Origin of the sequence: Rheinheimera riviphila (assembly GCF_004005945.1) — a bacterium.
In the GTDB taxonomy this organism is placed as follows: domain Bacteria; phylum Pseudomonadota; class Gammaproteobacteria; order Enterobacterales; family Alteromonadaceae; genus Pararheinheimera; species Pararheinheimera riviphila.
Genome location: NZ_SACS01000002.1, coordinates 126,957 through 143,018 on the forward strand (window position 1 = coordinate 126,957; position 16,062 = coordinate 143,018).

The following is a 16,062-nucleotide window of genomic DNA, read 5'->3' on the forward strand; positions in this document are numbered from 1 at the left end:
TTATGTTTTTAGGCCAATTAAATACCTTAGTTGTGAAGAAAAAAGTCGAATTTGGCGTCTATCTGGATGGTCTGCACTGGGGCGATATTTTACTGCCGCGCCGTTATGTACCACTCGATGCCGAAGTGGGCAGTTCTGTTAGTGTATTTTTGTACCTGGATTCCGAAGATCAGCTGATCGCGACCACCGAAAAACCATTGGTGATGGTCGGTCAAGTGGCGCAGCTTAAAGTCGTTGCTTCGACCAAAGTCGGCGCTTTCTTAAACTGGGGTCTGAAAAAAGACTTACTGGTACCCTTTTCCGAACAGCATTTACCGATGCAGCTGGATTATAGTTACTTAGTGTATTGTTATGTCGACCGCAGCAACCGCATTGTCGCGTCCAGTAAACTGGACAAATTTATTGGTAAAACCACCCCGTCTTACCAACCGGGTGATGAAGTGCACATTATGGTCACCGAGCCAACTGAACTGGGCTATAAAGCCGTGGTTGATCACCAGCATTGGGGCGTTTTGTATAAAGATCAGGTGTTTAAGCCACTACGCCGTGGTTACACCACCAAAGCCTTTATCAATAAAGTCCGTGCCGATGGTAAAATTGATTTGTTGTTGGAAAAACCTGGTTATCAGAAAACACTATCGATTGCCGATCAAATTCTGCAAAAACTGACCGCCGCCAACGGCGAATTGCCGTTGTCAGATAAAAGTGAACCCGAAGCCATTTACGCCGCTTTTGGCGTCAGCAAAAAAGTGTTTAAACAAGCCATTGGTGGCTTGATGAAAGATGGCAAAATCAGCATTGAACCGCAAAAAATTGTGCTCAAACAAAGCTGAGAGCAACGCTGTTGCTAAAGTAACTAAAGCCCCAATTGTGGGGCTTTTTGTTTTTCTCCGACAGGTAAATTGGGCTTACTTTAGCCACTCGACCGCTTCCCGCGCTGGCATCGGTTTGGCAAACCAATAACCCTGCCCGGCGTCACACCCCAATTCCGTTAACAACTTACGCTGTAAACTGGTTTCGATGCCTTCGGCGATCACCTTTAAATGGAGAGTTTTAGCCAGGGTAATAATGGTGTTCACCACCGGGTTTTCCTGGATCCTAGGCCGGATCCCGGCAATAAAAGTACGGTCAATTTTCAGCACATCCAATTGAAATTCATGCAGATAACTTAAACTGGAATAACCGGTGCCAAAATCATCCAGTAGCACTTTTACCCCGGCATCGCGTAAATTATTGATACTGATTTTCGCCTGACCGATTTTATCAATTAACGCCCGTTCAGTGATCTCTATCGCCAGATAACTGGCCGGTACCCCGAGCGTTCTCAGCAGTTCCAGCACTTTGTCGGCAAAATCAATTTCCGAAAAACTCCGACCGGAAATATTCACACTGACATAAAATTCGGTGGCGTAATCGAAACGCCAACGTTGAATTTGTTCAACTGCGGTTCGCACCACGTACAAATCAATCTGACTCATCAAACCCAGCTCTTCCGCCAGCGGAATGAAATCGTTGGGTGCAATAAAACCACGGGATGGGTGTTGCCAGCGGATCAACGCCTCAAAACCCGCGGTGTTTTCGGTGGCCAAATCGATAATAGGTTGATAATGCAAGATAAATTGCTGTTGTTGCAACGCAGTTTTTACTTCTTGTTCCAGCTGATAGTTTTTAGTGGTTTCTAAATCCATTTCGGTGCAAAACAACCGCCAGATGCCACGGCCATCTTGTTTCGCCTGATACATGGCGATATCGGCCTGCCGGATCAGTTCATCGGTATCAATATCTTCGGTCAGGCAATCGGCAAACGCGATACCGATACTGGTCGAAGTTTGCAGCCGATGTTGTTTTAGCTGCAACGGAATTTGTAATTTTTCAGCGATACGGTCGGCAACTTCGGTAATATCCGCCAGCGTTTTCACATCTTCCAGTAGCACCGCAAATTCATCGCCCCCCAATCGCGCCAGCGTATCGTTTTGCCGCAGACAGCTTTTCAGTGCATTACCCACGGCAATCAAAAACTCGTCCCCGACCTGATGACCCAAGGTATCATTGACCATTTTAAAGCGGTCGAGATCCAGGTACATCACCGCAACCACTTTATCCGGAAAACGTTTGCGGCGTTTAAAAGCATGGTTCACCCTATCGATAAACAAAATGCGGTTTGGCAGATTGGTCAGCGCATCGTGTAACGCCTGATGCAACAAGCGTTGCTGTACAAATACCCGCTCCAGCGCACTGGAAATATGGTGCGAGACGAAGGTCAGCAGCTCGAGATCTTTTTGATCATAAGCCACGCTGGCTTCATAACTTTGTACCACCACCACGCCCCGCACTGCATCGCCGGAGCGAAACGGCACCCCGAGCCAACTTTCCGGTGGCGAGCCATAAGCGGTAATTTCTTTAGTACGATCAAACTCTTCCAGCAACAATCGATCTGCCAGCAACGGTTTATCACTGCGAAAGACATAACCGGTCAGACTGTTGGATAAAATTTCTTTCGGGTAAATGGTTTCCGGACTGATGTGTTCAGTGGTGTCGGCAAAGTAGGGAAAATGCAGGATTTCTTCTTGATCGTCATACAAAGCAATGTAGAAATTCGGCGCATAAATCAGCGAGTTCACATTGTGGTGGATTTGCTGATAAAAGGCATGAAAATTGGTAGCGTCGTAACTCAGCGAAGCGATGTTAAACAAGGCTTTTTGTACCAGCTCGGCATATTCCAGTTTTTTAATCGATTGTTCCAGCTGCGCTAAATCTTGCAGTTTGCGCAAGCGGCTGCTGAGAATTGAGGCGACATGCTGCAGAATTTGCTGATGATGTTCATCAAAAAACCGAGCTTCCCATTGTTCACAATCGATCACTGCCAGCAACTGACCTTGATCCAGCACCGGCACCGCCAGTTCAGATAACCGCTCCGATACATCCAGCAGATAATGTGGCGAATGCCGGGTATCCGCAACCAATACCGGCGCTTTGGTACTGGCGCATAAGCCAACAATACCCTGACCGTATTTCAGCTGACCAATGCCCTGATGCTCCGGCACATCACGCGAACCCACAGCCGCAACACGTTGTAGCGTCTGTTGCTGCTCGTTACAGCTAAAAATCGCACAATCTTCAAAACCGAGCGCTGCAGCAATTTGCTGCGCGACAAAACGATAGATTTCCGCTTCAGTCATCAATTCGTTTAGTTGCAAAGCCAGTTTATTGATCAGATGTAAGATGGTGGTTTCACGTTGTAGCGCCAGATTTTGTTGCAGTAACACCAGACGTTGTTGTGACAACTGCAGATTATCGGCCTGCAGTTGTTGTACCTTTTCAGCCTCGGTTGCAGTTGGCGCTGAATTACCGTCCTGGATGCTGGTCATTGAAGCGGAATATCCGTTAACTTTTATAAAGTTATAACACAGTTCCGCCGCAATGGTAAACCGCCTCCCCTGCATCATTGAAGCTGCAGGGTTGTTGCCTTCGCTCTCTCGCCCCAGTCACATAGGACAACTATGCTCCTGGGGTCTCGCTCACTTGTCGCCTACCTGCAACGTCAATGATTTTGGGGATACCCTTCATCACTGAAGCTGCACGGTTGTTGCCAGGCCGTGGTGACCTTGCTCTCTCGCAATTCTGCCGCCTTAGTGATTTTGGGTAGAGACCCGGGCGCGATTGCCAGGTTTGGTCAGCACTATATGGACGGCGCTGGTGGCGCGCTCTAAAAATCCACCTTCACAATAACAAAGGTAGAAGTGCCAGAGCCGTACAAAGCGGTCGTCATAACCCAGTTGATGCACCGCATCGCGCGCCGCCATAAAGTTACTGCACCAGTCGGCCAGCGTTTTGGCGTAGTCAAAACCGATGTCCTGCACTTGGCGGATCACCAGATCGGTATGATTGGCAACCGCACTTGCCATGCGAACCATTGAAGGTAAACAGCCACCAGGGAAGATGAACTTTTTAATAAAATCGACTTCTTTGCGGTAAAACTCATAACGTTGATCGGCAATGGTAATGGCTTGTAATACCATCAAACCATCGTCTTTCAGCAGGCTGGCACACTTTTTAAAATAACCATCCAGGTATTCGTGACCCACCGCTTCAATCATCTCAATTGACACCAGTTTGTCGTACTGCCCGGTGAGTTCCCGGTAATCCTGGAACAATAAAGTAATTTTATGTTGCAGGCCGGCGGCGGCAATTTGCTCCGCGGCGTAGTCATGTTGTTCTTTTGAAATGGTGGTGGTGGTGACACGGCAGCCATAATTGCGCGCGGCGAAAATCGCCATGCTGCCCCAACCAGTACCAATTTCCACTAAATGGTCTTGCTCGGTCAGCTGTAACTTCTCGCAGATTTGCTTAAGTTTATACTGCTGCGCTTCAGCCAACGTGCTTTCTGGCGTCGGATAAACAGCACTGGAATACATCATGCTTTGATCCAGAAACAGCTGATACATGCTGTTGCCTAAATCATAATGCGCCGAAATATTTTTCTTCGATTGTGAAACTGTGTTGCGATTACGCCAGTTCAATAACTTCAGTGCCGGTTTGCTTAAACGCGCCAGACCAGATTCTAATGCATCCAACAAAGCGGCGTTACGGGCAAATATTTGCACCAGCCCGGTCAGATTGTCACAGCGCCAATGGCCATCGATATACGACTCACCAGCGCCGACTGACCCACCGAGCACCAGCTTCTGATAAAAAGCTGGATCAACCACCGTCAGTTGGACACGAAGTGCTGCTTTGCTATCGCCAAGTAGTTGTTTATCGTGATCTTCTACCAGTTCAATACAACCTTGCTGCAACTTCCCCAGATAATCCAGCATCAATTTGCGGCAAATTTTGTCGAGCGTTCCCAAATTCGCAAGTACCGATGGTTGCGCTAGTGAAAATGTCATAAAGCAGGATCCTCAGGCTTTTTGTGGCCATACAGTGGCAGTCCTTTGACCAGCAACTTCACCGCATGCCAATAAATACGAAACACCACTTGTACGCAGGGCCATGGCGTGTGGATCAACAGCTGTTTTAACGCGGACGCGGTCAAAGATTGACGTTCAAGCTTCAACCAGGCGCTAAATATCTTCTGCTGTTGCCGCCAGTTGGTGATGCTGAGTTGCAGTTCAGCGCCAGGCTGGCCAACATGCCACTGATACAGCATATCCAGCGGATTAAAAGGCGATACATGAAAGTTTTTTGGGTGGGTATATTCACTGACGGCGCTTTCCGACGCAGTGGCAACCGCCGTCACCGGCACCAGATAATAATGCCGCTCATTCCACGGCGTGTTGCTGACCTCCGCCAATAAAGATTGCAACTTTCCTTGTGCAAAGCAGTAATAAAGCGTCAGCGGGCTAAAATAGAGTCCCCAATTTGCCAGCGGCGACAACATAAACACCTGATCAACATCACTGATGCTAGCGCCGAGGCTGGCAACTTTATCCAATACCGCCTGCTGCAGATCAGCATCGCCGGCCAAATAATCGCGGCGCCGGTAACTAAAGGCACCGAACTTTTCATGTGTTAATAAAGGTCCATACTGGTCGAGACTATCGAGCTGCGATAAATCCAACCAGAAAAAACTGACGTTGTAGCCAAAACCATGGGACTTAGGCAAATACCGTTGATGCCCGACGTCACCTTGATACCAGGCATGTCCGGCTTGCATCAGAACTGTACCCCAAGCATCGCGGCGACATCGACGGCGCTTCTGACACCATCTTCATGAAAACCGTTGTACCAGTAAGCACCACAATAGAAGCTGCGATTCACCCCATTAATTTCGCCGCGCCGTTGTTGCGACAGCATCGTCTGATGGTTATAGACCGGATGGGCGTAGTGAAAAGTGCGCAGGATTTTTGTCGGATCCAGGTTCTGGCTGTCGTTCAGTGTCACCACAAAAGTCGGCGCGTCAGTTTCAGCAATCAGGCCCTGCAGAATATTCATATTGTAACTTAAGGTCGCCCGCTCGGTGCTACTGGCTCCTAATTGATAATTCCAGGCCGCCCATGCCGCTTTGCGCTTAGGTAAAATCTGGCTATCGGTATGCAGCACCACTTCGTTCATTTGATAGCCAATACCGCCTAACACTTGCTGCTCTGCCGGACTGGCATCGGCCAGCATCGATAGCGCCTGATCGCTGTGACAGGCAAAAATTACCTGGTCAAACAATTCGACGCTGCCGTCAGACAAGGTGATTTCAACATGGTCGGCAAAACGACGCACCGATTGCACCGGGCTCCTCAGCCGAATACCATCGTCGCCACAGTGTTCCAGCATTTTTTGCACATAACTGCGGGAACCACCTTGAATCACCGACCATTGTGGCCGATCGGTGATATTCAGCAAACCATGGTTTTTGAAAAATTGCAGGAAAAACCGCAGTGGGAAAGCCGGCATTTCCGCCAAACCCGCCGACCAAATGGCCGCGCCCATTGGCAATAAATAGTTGTCGCGAAGTTCGATGCCAAAGCGGTAACGACTTAAAAAGTCATCGATGGCTAAATCAAGATCTGGATGATCTGCCTCGAGTAGCTCTTTAGCCACCCGGTTAAACCGAACTATGTCTCTGAGCATCCGCCAAAACGATGGCCTGAATAGATTGCGTTTTTGGGCAAACAAGCTCCACAAGGTATTGCCATTATACTCCAGGTTCTGACTGGGCTTTTTCACCGAAAAGCTCATTTCGGTGTGCTGTGACGCCACACCAAGCTGCGCCAGGAACCGGTTGAACAGCGGGTAAGTCCAGTTATTAAAGACAATAAAACCAGTATCAATCGCATACTGTTGGCCTTCGACCGTCACATCCACCGTGGCAGTATGCCCGCCGAGATAATCATTCGCTTCAAACAAAGTGACCTGATGTTGTTGCCGCAACAAATACCAGCTGATCATGCCGGAGATCCCACCACCTACTACTGCAATCCGCATCGTTATTCCTTCGCCATCTGTTGTTTTACTTTGCCATCTGTTGTTTAACTTTGGATGTTAACCAGCCAATCACCGGTATGTGCTGGTAGACCATTTGGGTCAAATCGTAATAATCGCGATGCGCGATGATCAGGCCATCTTCGTGCCAGCGTAGTTCACTACAACCGTCGACCAGAATTTCGTTGCCATCGGCAATTGCCGGATGACGAATGCGCATTTGCCAGCTGACAAAACCGGTTTGCCCATTAGCTGCCATCTGCAGCGCTTGAAAATGACTCTGCGTTAGCCTGGCATAAGCATGCGCAAAATAATCATGGAGTGCCGGTAGGCCTTGAATGCGATGTACCGGATCGCTGAATAAGATATCCGGGTGATAAACCTGCTTCAGACTTCCGAGATTATTGGCATTTAAGCTGTTGTAAAAACATACAAAATCTTCAATACGGTTGATGCCTGGAACCTGCGCATATCCAACGACGGCGTTATTGGTCATCCGGTACTCCTGTGCCTGGTTTCTTTACTGCGTTAAACATCTCTAATGTGCGTAATCTGGCCTTGGCATGGTCGACCACCGGTTTGGCGTATTGCACGGACATCGGTAATGGATGGGGCCAGTGGATATGTTTATTGCCGATAGCGGCGAGTTCCGGCAAAAATTTGCGGATAAAATCACCATTAGGATCAAACCGTTCGCTTTGAGTCACCGGGTTAAAAATCCGGAAATACGGCGCAGCATCAGTACCGGTTGACGCCGCCCACTGCCAGCCACCATTATTCGCGGCAAAGTCGCCATCAATCAGCTTTGCCATAAAATAGGCTTCACCCCAACGCCAGTCGATTTGCAAATCTTTGACCAGAAAGCTTGCGACTATCATCCGCAGCCGGTTGTGCATCCAGCCGGTCTGATTCAGCTGGCGCATCGCCGCATCAACGATCGGATAGCCTGTTTCTCCATCACACCAGCGTTGAAACCATTGCGGGTTATTGCCCCACACCAGCGCTGCAGTATCTTTTTGAAAAGGCTGATGTTTAATCAGCTCTGGATAAGCCACCAGAATATGTTTGTAAAACTCGCGCCAAATCAGTTCACTGAGCCAGACCGCAGCACCTGATTGCTCGTGCCAGAAACTGTCTCCAGCTTCCAGCTGCAATCTGGCCATCGCTTGTTGCGCGGAAATCACCCCAATCGCCAGATAGGCCGATAAACCTGAGGTGCCGGGACGCGCCGGAAAATCCCGAGCCAGTTGATAATCCTGCACCCGCTCGCGGCAAAAACTCCGTAACATATTCAGCACTTCAGCTTCTGCCACCGGATAAGCCTTAGAGCTGTCATCACCGGCGTGCATCGCCTGCAACCCTTGGGGCAACTGCAGCTGAAATCCGCTTTGAAGTTTTGGTTTGGCAATACACTGCACACCCAATTCACGGAATTTACCGAGCCAGGTTTTCTTAAATGGAGTAAAAATCTTATACACATCACCGGTTTTACTGAGCACAGTACCTGGCGCAAACCGGCATTGATTGTCGATAAAGTGACAATCGACGCCAACGTCAGCTAAAGCACGGACCACCGCTTGATCACGGTGTTGTTCGCGCAATTCATATTCACGTTGCGCGAACAACGAAACAGCCCCCAGCTTACAGACTTGACCAAGCTGCTGTGCACAGTGGCGATAGTCGCTGCCTTCAATCAATAGCAACGGAATACCAAATTCGGCCAGTTCCTGCTGCATCTGCTGCAGACGCCGCCGCAGAAAATCTTGTTTGATCGGCGCCATTTGATGCAGATCCCAGGTATGTGGGGTTGCGATGTAAATCGCAACCACCGGCAAACCGGTTTGCTGCGCTTGATAAATCGCGGCGTTGTCAAAACAACGTAAATCGTTGCGTAGCCACGCCATTGCAAAAGGTAAAACAGATGGAGCCAAAGTCATGCCCGAAGCCCTAATTCAACTGGATAAGGTAATAAATAACGCTGCGCCGCCACGTACTGATGTGGGTGCAGACTTAAATGATGTTTCAGTAGTGTCAAAGGTGCCATCAACGGCGCATGTCCCAGCCGGTATTGATGGATTAAACTCAACAGTTCCTGTTTTGCCGTCGAACTTAACAGCTTTTTGAAAAAACCCTGTAAGTGCATCAACACATTGGCGTGTTGCTTGCGAGTTGCCGGCTGCTTTAGTGCCCGCATAAAGTCCAATAAATAACGTTCAGCTAAATCATCAGCTGCAAATAGTTTGGCATGGGCGACTAACCGCCCCAGCTCACGATAAGCCGTTGGATGATGCGCCATAATTAAAAACTTAAACTGGCTATGAAACTCCACCAGCTTGCCCACCGAAAAACCGCTGGCGATGAGCTGATGCCAGGCGCTTAACGCATACACCCGGGTGATAAAATTTTCTTTTAATTCAGCATCCAACAAACGACCATCTTCTTCGACGGGTAACCAAGGGTATTTTTGCATCAGCCGCTGGGTAAATAAGCCAGTGCCTACTTTACCCAGCAACTCGCCTTTCTCATTGACGAGTCGTACCCGCTCCATGCCGCAGCTGGGCGATTTGGCACAAACAATATAACCAGATAACTGCGCCAGCACCGGCAGCTTTTGATCGGTGAATTGATGCATTTTTTCCGTAAAATCAATGCTGCTGTCTTTACTATTGACTAAGCGAATGTCGCCACTATCGGTCTTTAGCAAGCGGATAGCTGGCCTTGGGATCGGCATGCCAATCGCCTGCTCCGGGCAAATCGGCAGGTAGCGGACAAAAGATGCCAGTACTGCACTGCAAAAAGGAGAATTTTTATGGCCGCCGTCATAACGGACTTTTTCGCCGAGCACACAAGCACTGATCCCAATATGGATTGTCATAGGGTTTACTAATTACGGTCGTGGATACAATGCTTTACAGTCTAACGGTTCAATTGGATCAGCAATGGATTAAATTTTTGCATGAAACTGGCAAAATATCGTAGAAGAAAAAGTGACATTGAACATTGAGTTTCTTTGTAGCTAGCAGGGCATCAGTAAATCACTTACAGCCTAAAAAACAAAAAAGGAGCGCCCCTGCAAGAAGGGAACTCCTTTTTATCACCAGTAACCAATGTTGATTACTAAGAATTATTTTTTCGCGGTACCGACTTCAACCCGGCTTTTTAACTTCTGGCCAGGCCGGAAAGTCACCACGCAGCGGGCTGAGATTGGAATATCTTCGCCAGTTTTTGGATTCCGACCCGGGCGCTGATTTTTGACGCGAAGGTCAAAATTACCAAAACCGGACAGTTTCACCTGGTCGCCAGCTTCCAAAGCCACTCGGATCTCTTCAAAAAAAGCTTCGACAATCATCTTCGCATCGCGTTTGCTGATGCCAAATTTGGTAAATAAACGTTCTGCTAAATCGGCTTTGGTAAGCGCCATTCTCAATCCCTCAACGTTGCGTTGAACTCTTCACCAAGCGTCTGAACTACTGAAGAAATGACTTGTTGGATGTCTTTATCTTCCAGCGTACGCGCCTTGTCCTGCAAGGTCAGTGCTATTGCCAGCGACTTCATTCCGTCAGCAATACCCTGTCCTGTATACACATCAAACAACTTTAGGTCAACTAGTTGATTTCCGCCAACTTTTCTAATAGTAGCAAGGATATCTGAAAAACGCACATCAGATTTCACAACAATTGCAAGATCACGGCGATTTGCCGGGTATTTTGAGACTTCCTGAGCTAAAACAATGTGTTTTGCGCCAAAGGCTGCCAGCTCAATTTCGAATAAATAAGCTTTTCCTTTAATACCCAGCTTACGCTCGGCTTCCGGATGCAGCGCACCGATAAAACCAACCGGCTGACCATTACGGGTAATGGCTGCTGTTTGGCCCGGATGTAAGGCGCTGTGCTCCCCTTTGGCAAAACCAAATTCACCGCTGGCAGAGGTCATAGCAATTAAAGCTTCGACGTCGCCTTTCACGTCGTAAAAGTCGACGTTGCGCTCAGCAATACTCCAATGTTCATTGGCAAAACTACCAATAATCACCCCGCCCAATACCGGCACTTGACGCACACCACCTTCAGCAGCTGCATCTGGAATAAACTTCAAACCATACTCAAACAAGCGGATGCGGGTTTGTTGACGGTTTTGGTTGTACTGTACGGCTTGCATCAAACCAGGCCACAGATTTAACCGCATCGCCGACATATCGGCCGAAATTGGGTTTGGCAGCACTAAAGCTTCTACCGCCGGGAACAACACTTGCTGCACTTTTGGGTCAACAAAGCTATAAGTAATCGCTTCCTGATAACCACGGCCCACCAGCACATCACGCAGGCTGTTGACCGAAATCTCGGCTTCAGCGTGGTCACGCATTTTTAAGCTAGCAACCGGTGCCACATTTGGAATATTGTTGTAACCATAAACCCGCGCCACTTCTTCAATCAGATCTTCCGAGATGCTGATATCAAAACGGTAAGTCGGTACGCTGACCTGCCAGCTGTCGTTTGCTGCAGTGACGGCAAAACCCAGGCGCTGGAAAATTTCGGTCACCGTTTCTGTGGCAATAAAAATACCCAGAATGCGGTCCAGCTTGGTACGCGTCAGGTTGATTTGGGCTGGTTTTGGCAGGTGTTCTGCTGATTTTGCTTCAACCACCGGGCCCGCTGCGCCACCCACAATCTCCAGCAGCAACTGGGTTGCCCGCTCTATCGCTTTGTGCTGCAGCTCTGGATCAACACCACGCTCGTAGCGGTGCGATGCATCAGTATGCAAACCATATTGACGGGCAATACCGGCCATTTCCACTTTGGAGAAAAAGGCACTTTCCAGGAAAATATCGGTGGTGTCTTTGGTCACACCGCTGTGCAAGCCGCCAAATACACCGGCCATCGCCAGCGCTTTGTGTTCATCCGCAATCAGCAAGGTGTTGCTTTGCAGTTTGACTTCTGACTCGTCCAGCAGCACCAACGTCTCGCCATCTTTGGCCTGACGTACCACAATACCACCTTCAATTTTATTCAAATCAAAGGCATGCATTGGATGACCTAATTCCAGCAACACAAAGTTGGTGACATCAACCACTGGGTCAATCGAACGAATGCCGCTGCGACGCAGCTTTTCCACCATCCACAGCGGCGTCACAGCACCGGTGTTAATGTTTTTAATGATCCGGCCCAAATACTTTGGACACTGTTTTGGTGCTTGCAACGTGATGGTTAACTGGTCGTTGATGCTGGCGGCAACTGGCTCGATAGCCGGAACCGTCACATCCAGTTGATTCAATACGCCTACTTCACGGGCCAGGCCAATCAAACCTAAACAGTCGGCGCGGTTTGGCGTTAAATCGACTTCAATCGCCTTGTCATCCAACTGCAAAAATACACGAATATCAACGCCCAAAGGTGCATCTTGTGGCAGTTCAATAATGCCTTCTGAACTTTCGGCCATGCCAAGTTCAGATAATGAACACAGCATGCCGTTTGATGGCTGGCCACGAAGCTTCGCTGCTTTAATTTTAAAATCGCCCGGCAGTACCGCGCCTACAGTCGCAACAGCAACTTTTAAGCCCTGGCGGCAGTTGGCAGCGCCACAGACGATGTCGAGCAACTCGCCCGTGCCAATATCAATTTTGGTCACTTGTAACTTGTCGGCTTCCGGATGACGGCCACATTCCACCACATGGCCAATGACCACACCGCTAAATTCGCCGGCAATGGCTTCAATACCGTCAACTTCTAAACCGGCCATCGAAATCTGTTCGGCCAGATCGTTGGTTGATAATTGCGGATTCACCCACTCACGTAACCAGGATTCACTGAATTTCATTTTTTCACTCCCCGCTTATTTAAATTGCTTCAAGAAACGCAGGTCGTTCTCGAAAAATGATCGTAAATCAGTCACGCCGTAACGCAGCATCGTCAGACGCTCAACGCCCATGCCAAAAGCAAAACCGCTGTACACTTCCGGATCAATACCGACTGAGCGTAAGACGTTCGGATGCACCATGCCGCAACCTAAAACTTCCAGCCACTTGCCGTTTTTGCCCATCACGTCCACTTCAGCTGAAGGCTCGGTAAATGGGAAAAACGACGGCCGGAAGCGGATCTGCAGATCTTCTTCAAAATAGTTATTCAGGAAATCGTGCAGAATGCCTTTCAGTTCAGTGAAGCTGACGTTTTTATCCACCATCAAACCTTCCACCTGGTGGAACATCGGCGTGTGCGTTTGATCGTAGTCATTACGGTAGACGCGACCTGGCGAAATGATCCGCAGCGGTGGTTGTTCGGTTTCCATCGTCCGGATCTGCACGCCGGAGGTTTGGGTACGCAGCATCAGCTTTGGATTAAAGTAGAACGTATCGTGATCGGCACGGGCCGGGTGATGCTCCGGAATATTCAGCGCATCAAAGTTGTGGAAATCATCTTCGATTTCCGGGCCGTGTTTAGTTTCAAAACCCAGTTCACCAAAAAAGCTTTCGATGCGACGGATGGTGCGGGTCACCGGGTGCAGGCCACCGGCGTCCAGCGTGCGGCCTGGTAAAGAAATATCAATCTGCTCAGAGGCCAGTTTTTGCAATAACACGGCTTGTTGCATGGTATCGCGGCGGGCGTTTAATGCATCCTGAACTTGTTGTTTTAATTCGTTAATTTGCTGACCAGCGACTTTACGGGTTTCAGCGTCCATCGCGCCAAGCGACTTTAACAGTTCAGTAATGCTACCTTTTTTACCGAAGTACTCGACGCGCACATCTTCCAGCGCTGGTACATCGGCCGCTGCAGCAACGGCAGCTAAGGCGTTTTCTAAAATGGCAGATAGGTTCATTGTTGTCCTCAGACCGGCCTAAAATGGATGACTTGATTCAACCGGCAATAATACACCAGAACGGTCTGCGGATCGCTGTTTATGCTGAGGTTTTTTCGGGGAATTTACGAAGTATATACCCAAAATCATTGAAGATTCGGGTAGGCGGCAACTGAACGAATCCCCAGGAGCTTAGCTGTTCTAAGTGACTGGGGTGAGTGAAAGCGGCCAACAACCCCGAATCTTCAAGGATGATGGGTATAAAGGCGTCAGCTGCCGCTTTGCGCCAGTACGTCTTTGACAAAAGGGATGGTCAGCTTACGCTGATGCACGATCGAGGCTTTGTCGAGTTTATCGAGGATCGCCACGAGCGCACGAATTTCGCGTTGCTGGCGATTGAGTAAAAACCGTGCCACTTCATCCGGTAATTCTATACCGCGCAGCCGGGCTTTTTGTTGCAGTAATTTTTGTTTGTCGTCATCGCTTAACAGCCGCAGCTGAAAAATGGTGCAGGCTTGTAAACGTGAGACTAAATCCGGCAGGGTAATACCAAGTTGCAGCGGCGCTTCGTCGGCGACAATCATAAGCCGTTTGCCCTGCTCTACCATCCGGTTATACAAATCAAACAGCGCCACCTGCCAATGGCTGTCACCGGCAATGGCCTGAATGTTATCGAGGCAAACCAGATCTAGCTGCTCCAAGCCATCGAATAAACGTGGGCTGTATTGGCGAAAATCATCCAGCGCCAGTAGCTGACTAGTTAAGCCTTGCTCTTGCGCCTGCACACAAGCTGCGTACAACAAATGGGATTTGCCGCTGCCGCTGGCACCAAACAAATACAGCGGCAGCTGCGGTTTACCAGGCGCCAGAAACTGTTCAATAAACTGCACCGCCGGGCTCTCTTTCGCACCGTAAAAGCTTTGCAGTGTTTCGTCATCCGGCAGAGTGACCGCCAGTGTGTATTGAGTTGGCTGCATCAGGGGCGGACAAACCTAAAATGGGTATGGCCAGCCGGGATCTGAACTTCAACCGGCACCGGTAGCTGCAATGCAGTTTGCGACGGATCCGTCGCCGTATCCGCTGTATTTGTTGCCTCAGAGCTAACTGTTGTTTCAGAGCCAACTGTTGTTTCAGAGCTAAGTGCAGCTTCAAGGGCTTGCTCAGCAGCGCTCAGCGCAGGCTCAGCCAGCTGGCCATCAGCGGCGGTCGTTTCTGCTGCTATCGTTTGCGGCGTTGTTAAATCTGTAACAATCACCGGTTGCAATTTCTTTTCAAGCGCCAACGCCTGATAAAAATCCACTTCGCTTGCGGCAAAGGTTAACCGAATGGTGGCGGTGCCGGGCTTAAACTCAACCAGCTGTTGCTGGCGTACTGTCAGCATCGAGCTAAAAACTTTCTGGACCTCAACTAAATCGGTTAAACCTGCGATCCCATCCAACGTCAACTGCACCGAACCATCGGCCACAGCACTTGCCTGAACGTTCACTGCATATTTAGCTGCTTGTGCTGCGGCCAATTGTTGGCTGAATTGTAATAACAAGGCGCTCGCATCGGCACCACTGAATTCCTGCTGTTGTAATGCAGCGTCGACCATCGTCTGGATCGTTAACCGGTATTGCAACTGACCGGTCATGTCCACTTGTTGCTCCAGCAAGAGATTAAACACCTGTGTCGCCTGATAACGTGGTGATGCCTGAGTTAATCCCGTCCAATCTCCAGACCATAAAGCCGTGGCATTCACCAACGCCAGCTCCGCTTCGTCATATTTTGGATACAGATAACTCAGGCCATACCTTTTCGCCTGCGCCGCCAGCGCATTTCGCAGTGGATGCTCGGCCAGCAAAACCAGCTGAGGTTGGTCTAAGGTTTTTTCGGTCAGCCAAATCAATACATCCGGACGGCGACTGCCCCAAATCGGGATCTGCAGTTGCTGCAACATGCTGCTAATTTTTTGCTGATCCAGACTGACTTGCAGCAGATTACGGCCATCACGCTGCACCATCTGGTACTGTTTGATGTAATCGCTACTGCTGCGAATGGCTGTTTTCACCGCCTGGTGGGTCAGAATTTGCTCCGAGCCAGTTAACTTCACCAGCACCGCTGATACCGCAGCTTGTTGCCACTGGCTCTGGCTTTGATTGGCATCCACTTCGGCCTGAAACAGATCGGTTAATTCTGCGCTGAAACTGTAACAAGACAGACTCAGTAAAAAACTAAAGCTCAGTGTTTTGCAAAGTAACGACCACAATCGGCGCATCGACAGTTTCCCTTAGCAAGCCAGAGTGGATAACAAAGAAGTTCCCAGACTGAGCAATTTAATACAAATGGCCACGACTATCATCAACCGGGTTGAAGGTTAGT

At 49.2% G+C, this 16,062-nt stretch carries 13 protein-coding genes; 1 reads left to right on the top strand and 12 read right to left on the bottom strand.

The window, feature by feature from the left end; genetic code table 11:
- The first annotated feature begins 2 nt into the window (after positions 1-2).
- Complete coding sequence (locus EOE67_RS02965) at positions 3-833, top strand: CvfB family protein (RefSeq protein WP_240652695.1); 831 nt, start codon at positions 3-5, stop codon at positions 831-833.
- Positions 834-908: 75 nt separating this feature from the next.
- On the opposite strand, the gene EOE67_RS02970 is transcribed toward EOE67_RS02965, so the two are convergent.
- From EOE67_RS02970 to EOE67_RS03025, 12 genes are all read right to left on the bottom strand, one after another.
- Positions 909-3,368 carry an EAL domain-containing protein gene (locus tag EOE67_RS02970; RefSeq protein WP_164852201.1) on the bottom strand — a complete coding sequence of 820 codons (2,460 nt, stop codon included), beginning with the start codon at positions 3,366-3,368 and terminating at the stop codon, positions 909-911.
- 261 nt (positions 3,369-3,629) lie between these two features.
- Positions 3,630-4,889 (bottom strand): SAM-dependent methyltransferase, encoded by a 1,260-nt coding sequence (locus EOE67_RS02975; RefSeq protein ID WP_127697565.1) that lies wholly within the window; start codon positions 4,887-4,889, stop codon positions 3,630-3,632.
- Positions 4,886-5,656 carry a DUF1365 domain-containing protein gene (locus tag EOE67_RS02980; protein WP_127697566.1) on the bottom strand — a complete coding sequence of 257 codons (771 nt, stop codon included), beginning with the start codon at positions 5,654-5,656 and terminating at the stop codon, positions 4,886-4,888. The genes EOE67_RS02975 and EOE67_RS02980 overlap by 4 nt, the downstream gene beginning before the upstream one ends.
- Positions 5,656-6,918: an NAD(P)/FAD-dependent oxidoreductase gene (locus EOE67_RS02985; protein ID WP_127697567.1), complete on the bottom strand. Its 1,263-nt coding sequence runs from the start codon at positions 6,916-6,918 to the stop codon at positions 5,656-5,658. Before EOE67_RS02985 ends, EOE67_RS02980 begins: the two co-directional genes overlap by 1 nt.
- Before the next feature lie 25 nt (positions 6,919-6,943).
- Positions 6,944-7,411 carry a nuclear transport factor 2 family protein gene (locus tag EOE67_RS02990; protein ID WP_127697568.1) on the bottom strand — a complete coding sequence of 156 codons (468 nt, stop codon included), beginning with the start codon at positions 7,409-7,411 and terminating at the stop codon, positions 6,944-6,946.
- Complete coding sequence (gene phrB, locus EOE67_RS02995) at positions 7,401-8,852, bottom strand: deoxyribodipyrimidine photo-lyase (protein ID WP_127697569.1); 1,452 nt, start codon at positions 8,850-8,852, stop codon at positions 7,401-7,403. Before phrB ends, EOE67_RS02990 begins: the two co-directional genes overlap by 11 nt.
- The gene (locus EOE67_RS03000; protein WP_127697570.1) at positions 8,849-9,790 is read right to left on the bottom strand and encodes a YbgA family protein; all 942 of its coding nucleotides are present in this window, start codon (positions 9,788-9,790) and stop codon (positions 8,849-8,851) included. Before EOE67_RS03000 ends, phrB begins: the two co-directional genes overlap by 4 nt.
- Before the next feature lie 249 nt (positions 9,791-10,039).
- Positions 10,040-10,336 (bottom strand): integration host factor subunit alpha, encoded by a 297-nt coding sequence (gene ihfA, locus EOE67_RS03005; RefSeq protein ID WP_068063602.1) that lies wholly within the window; start codon positions 10,334-10,336, stop codon positions 10,040-10,042.
- 2 nt (positions 10,337-10,338) lie between these two features.
- Positions 10,339-12,726, bottom strand: a complete 2,388-nt coding sequence (pheT, locus tag EOE67_RS03010; RefSeq protein WP_127697571.1) for a phenylalanine--tRNA ligase subunit beta — start codon at positions 12,724-12,726, stop codon at positions 10,339-10,341.
- Positions 12,727-12,741: 15 nt separating this feature from the next.
- A complete protein-coding gene (pheS, locus tag EOE67_RS03015; protein ID WP_068063606.1) occupies positions 12,742-13,722 on the bottom strand; it encodes a phenylalanine--tRNA ligase subunit alpha in 981 nt (326 codons plus the stop codon).
- Between the two features lie 248 nt (positions 13,723-13,970).
- Entirely contained in the window at positions 13,971-14,678 is a 708-nt protein-coding gene (gene hda / locus EOE67_RS03020) for a DnaA inactivator Hda (RefSeq protein WP_127697572.1), read from the bottom strand.
- Positions 14,678-15,958, bottom strand: coding sequence for a DUF2066 domain-containing protein (locus EOE67_RS03025; protein ID WP_127697573.1), 1,281 nt, complete (start codon positions 15,956-15,958; stop codon positions 14,678-14,680). Before EOE67_RS03025 ends, hda begins: the two co-directional genes overlap by 1 nt.
- Between the last annotated feature and the right edge of the window lie 104 nt (positions 15,959-16,062).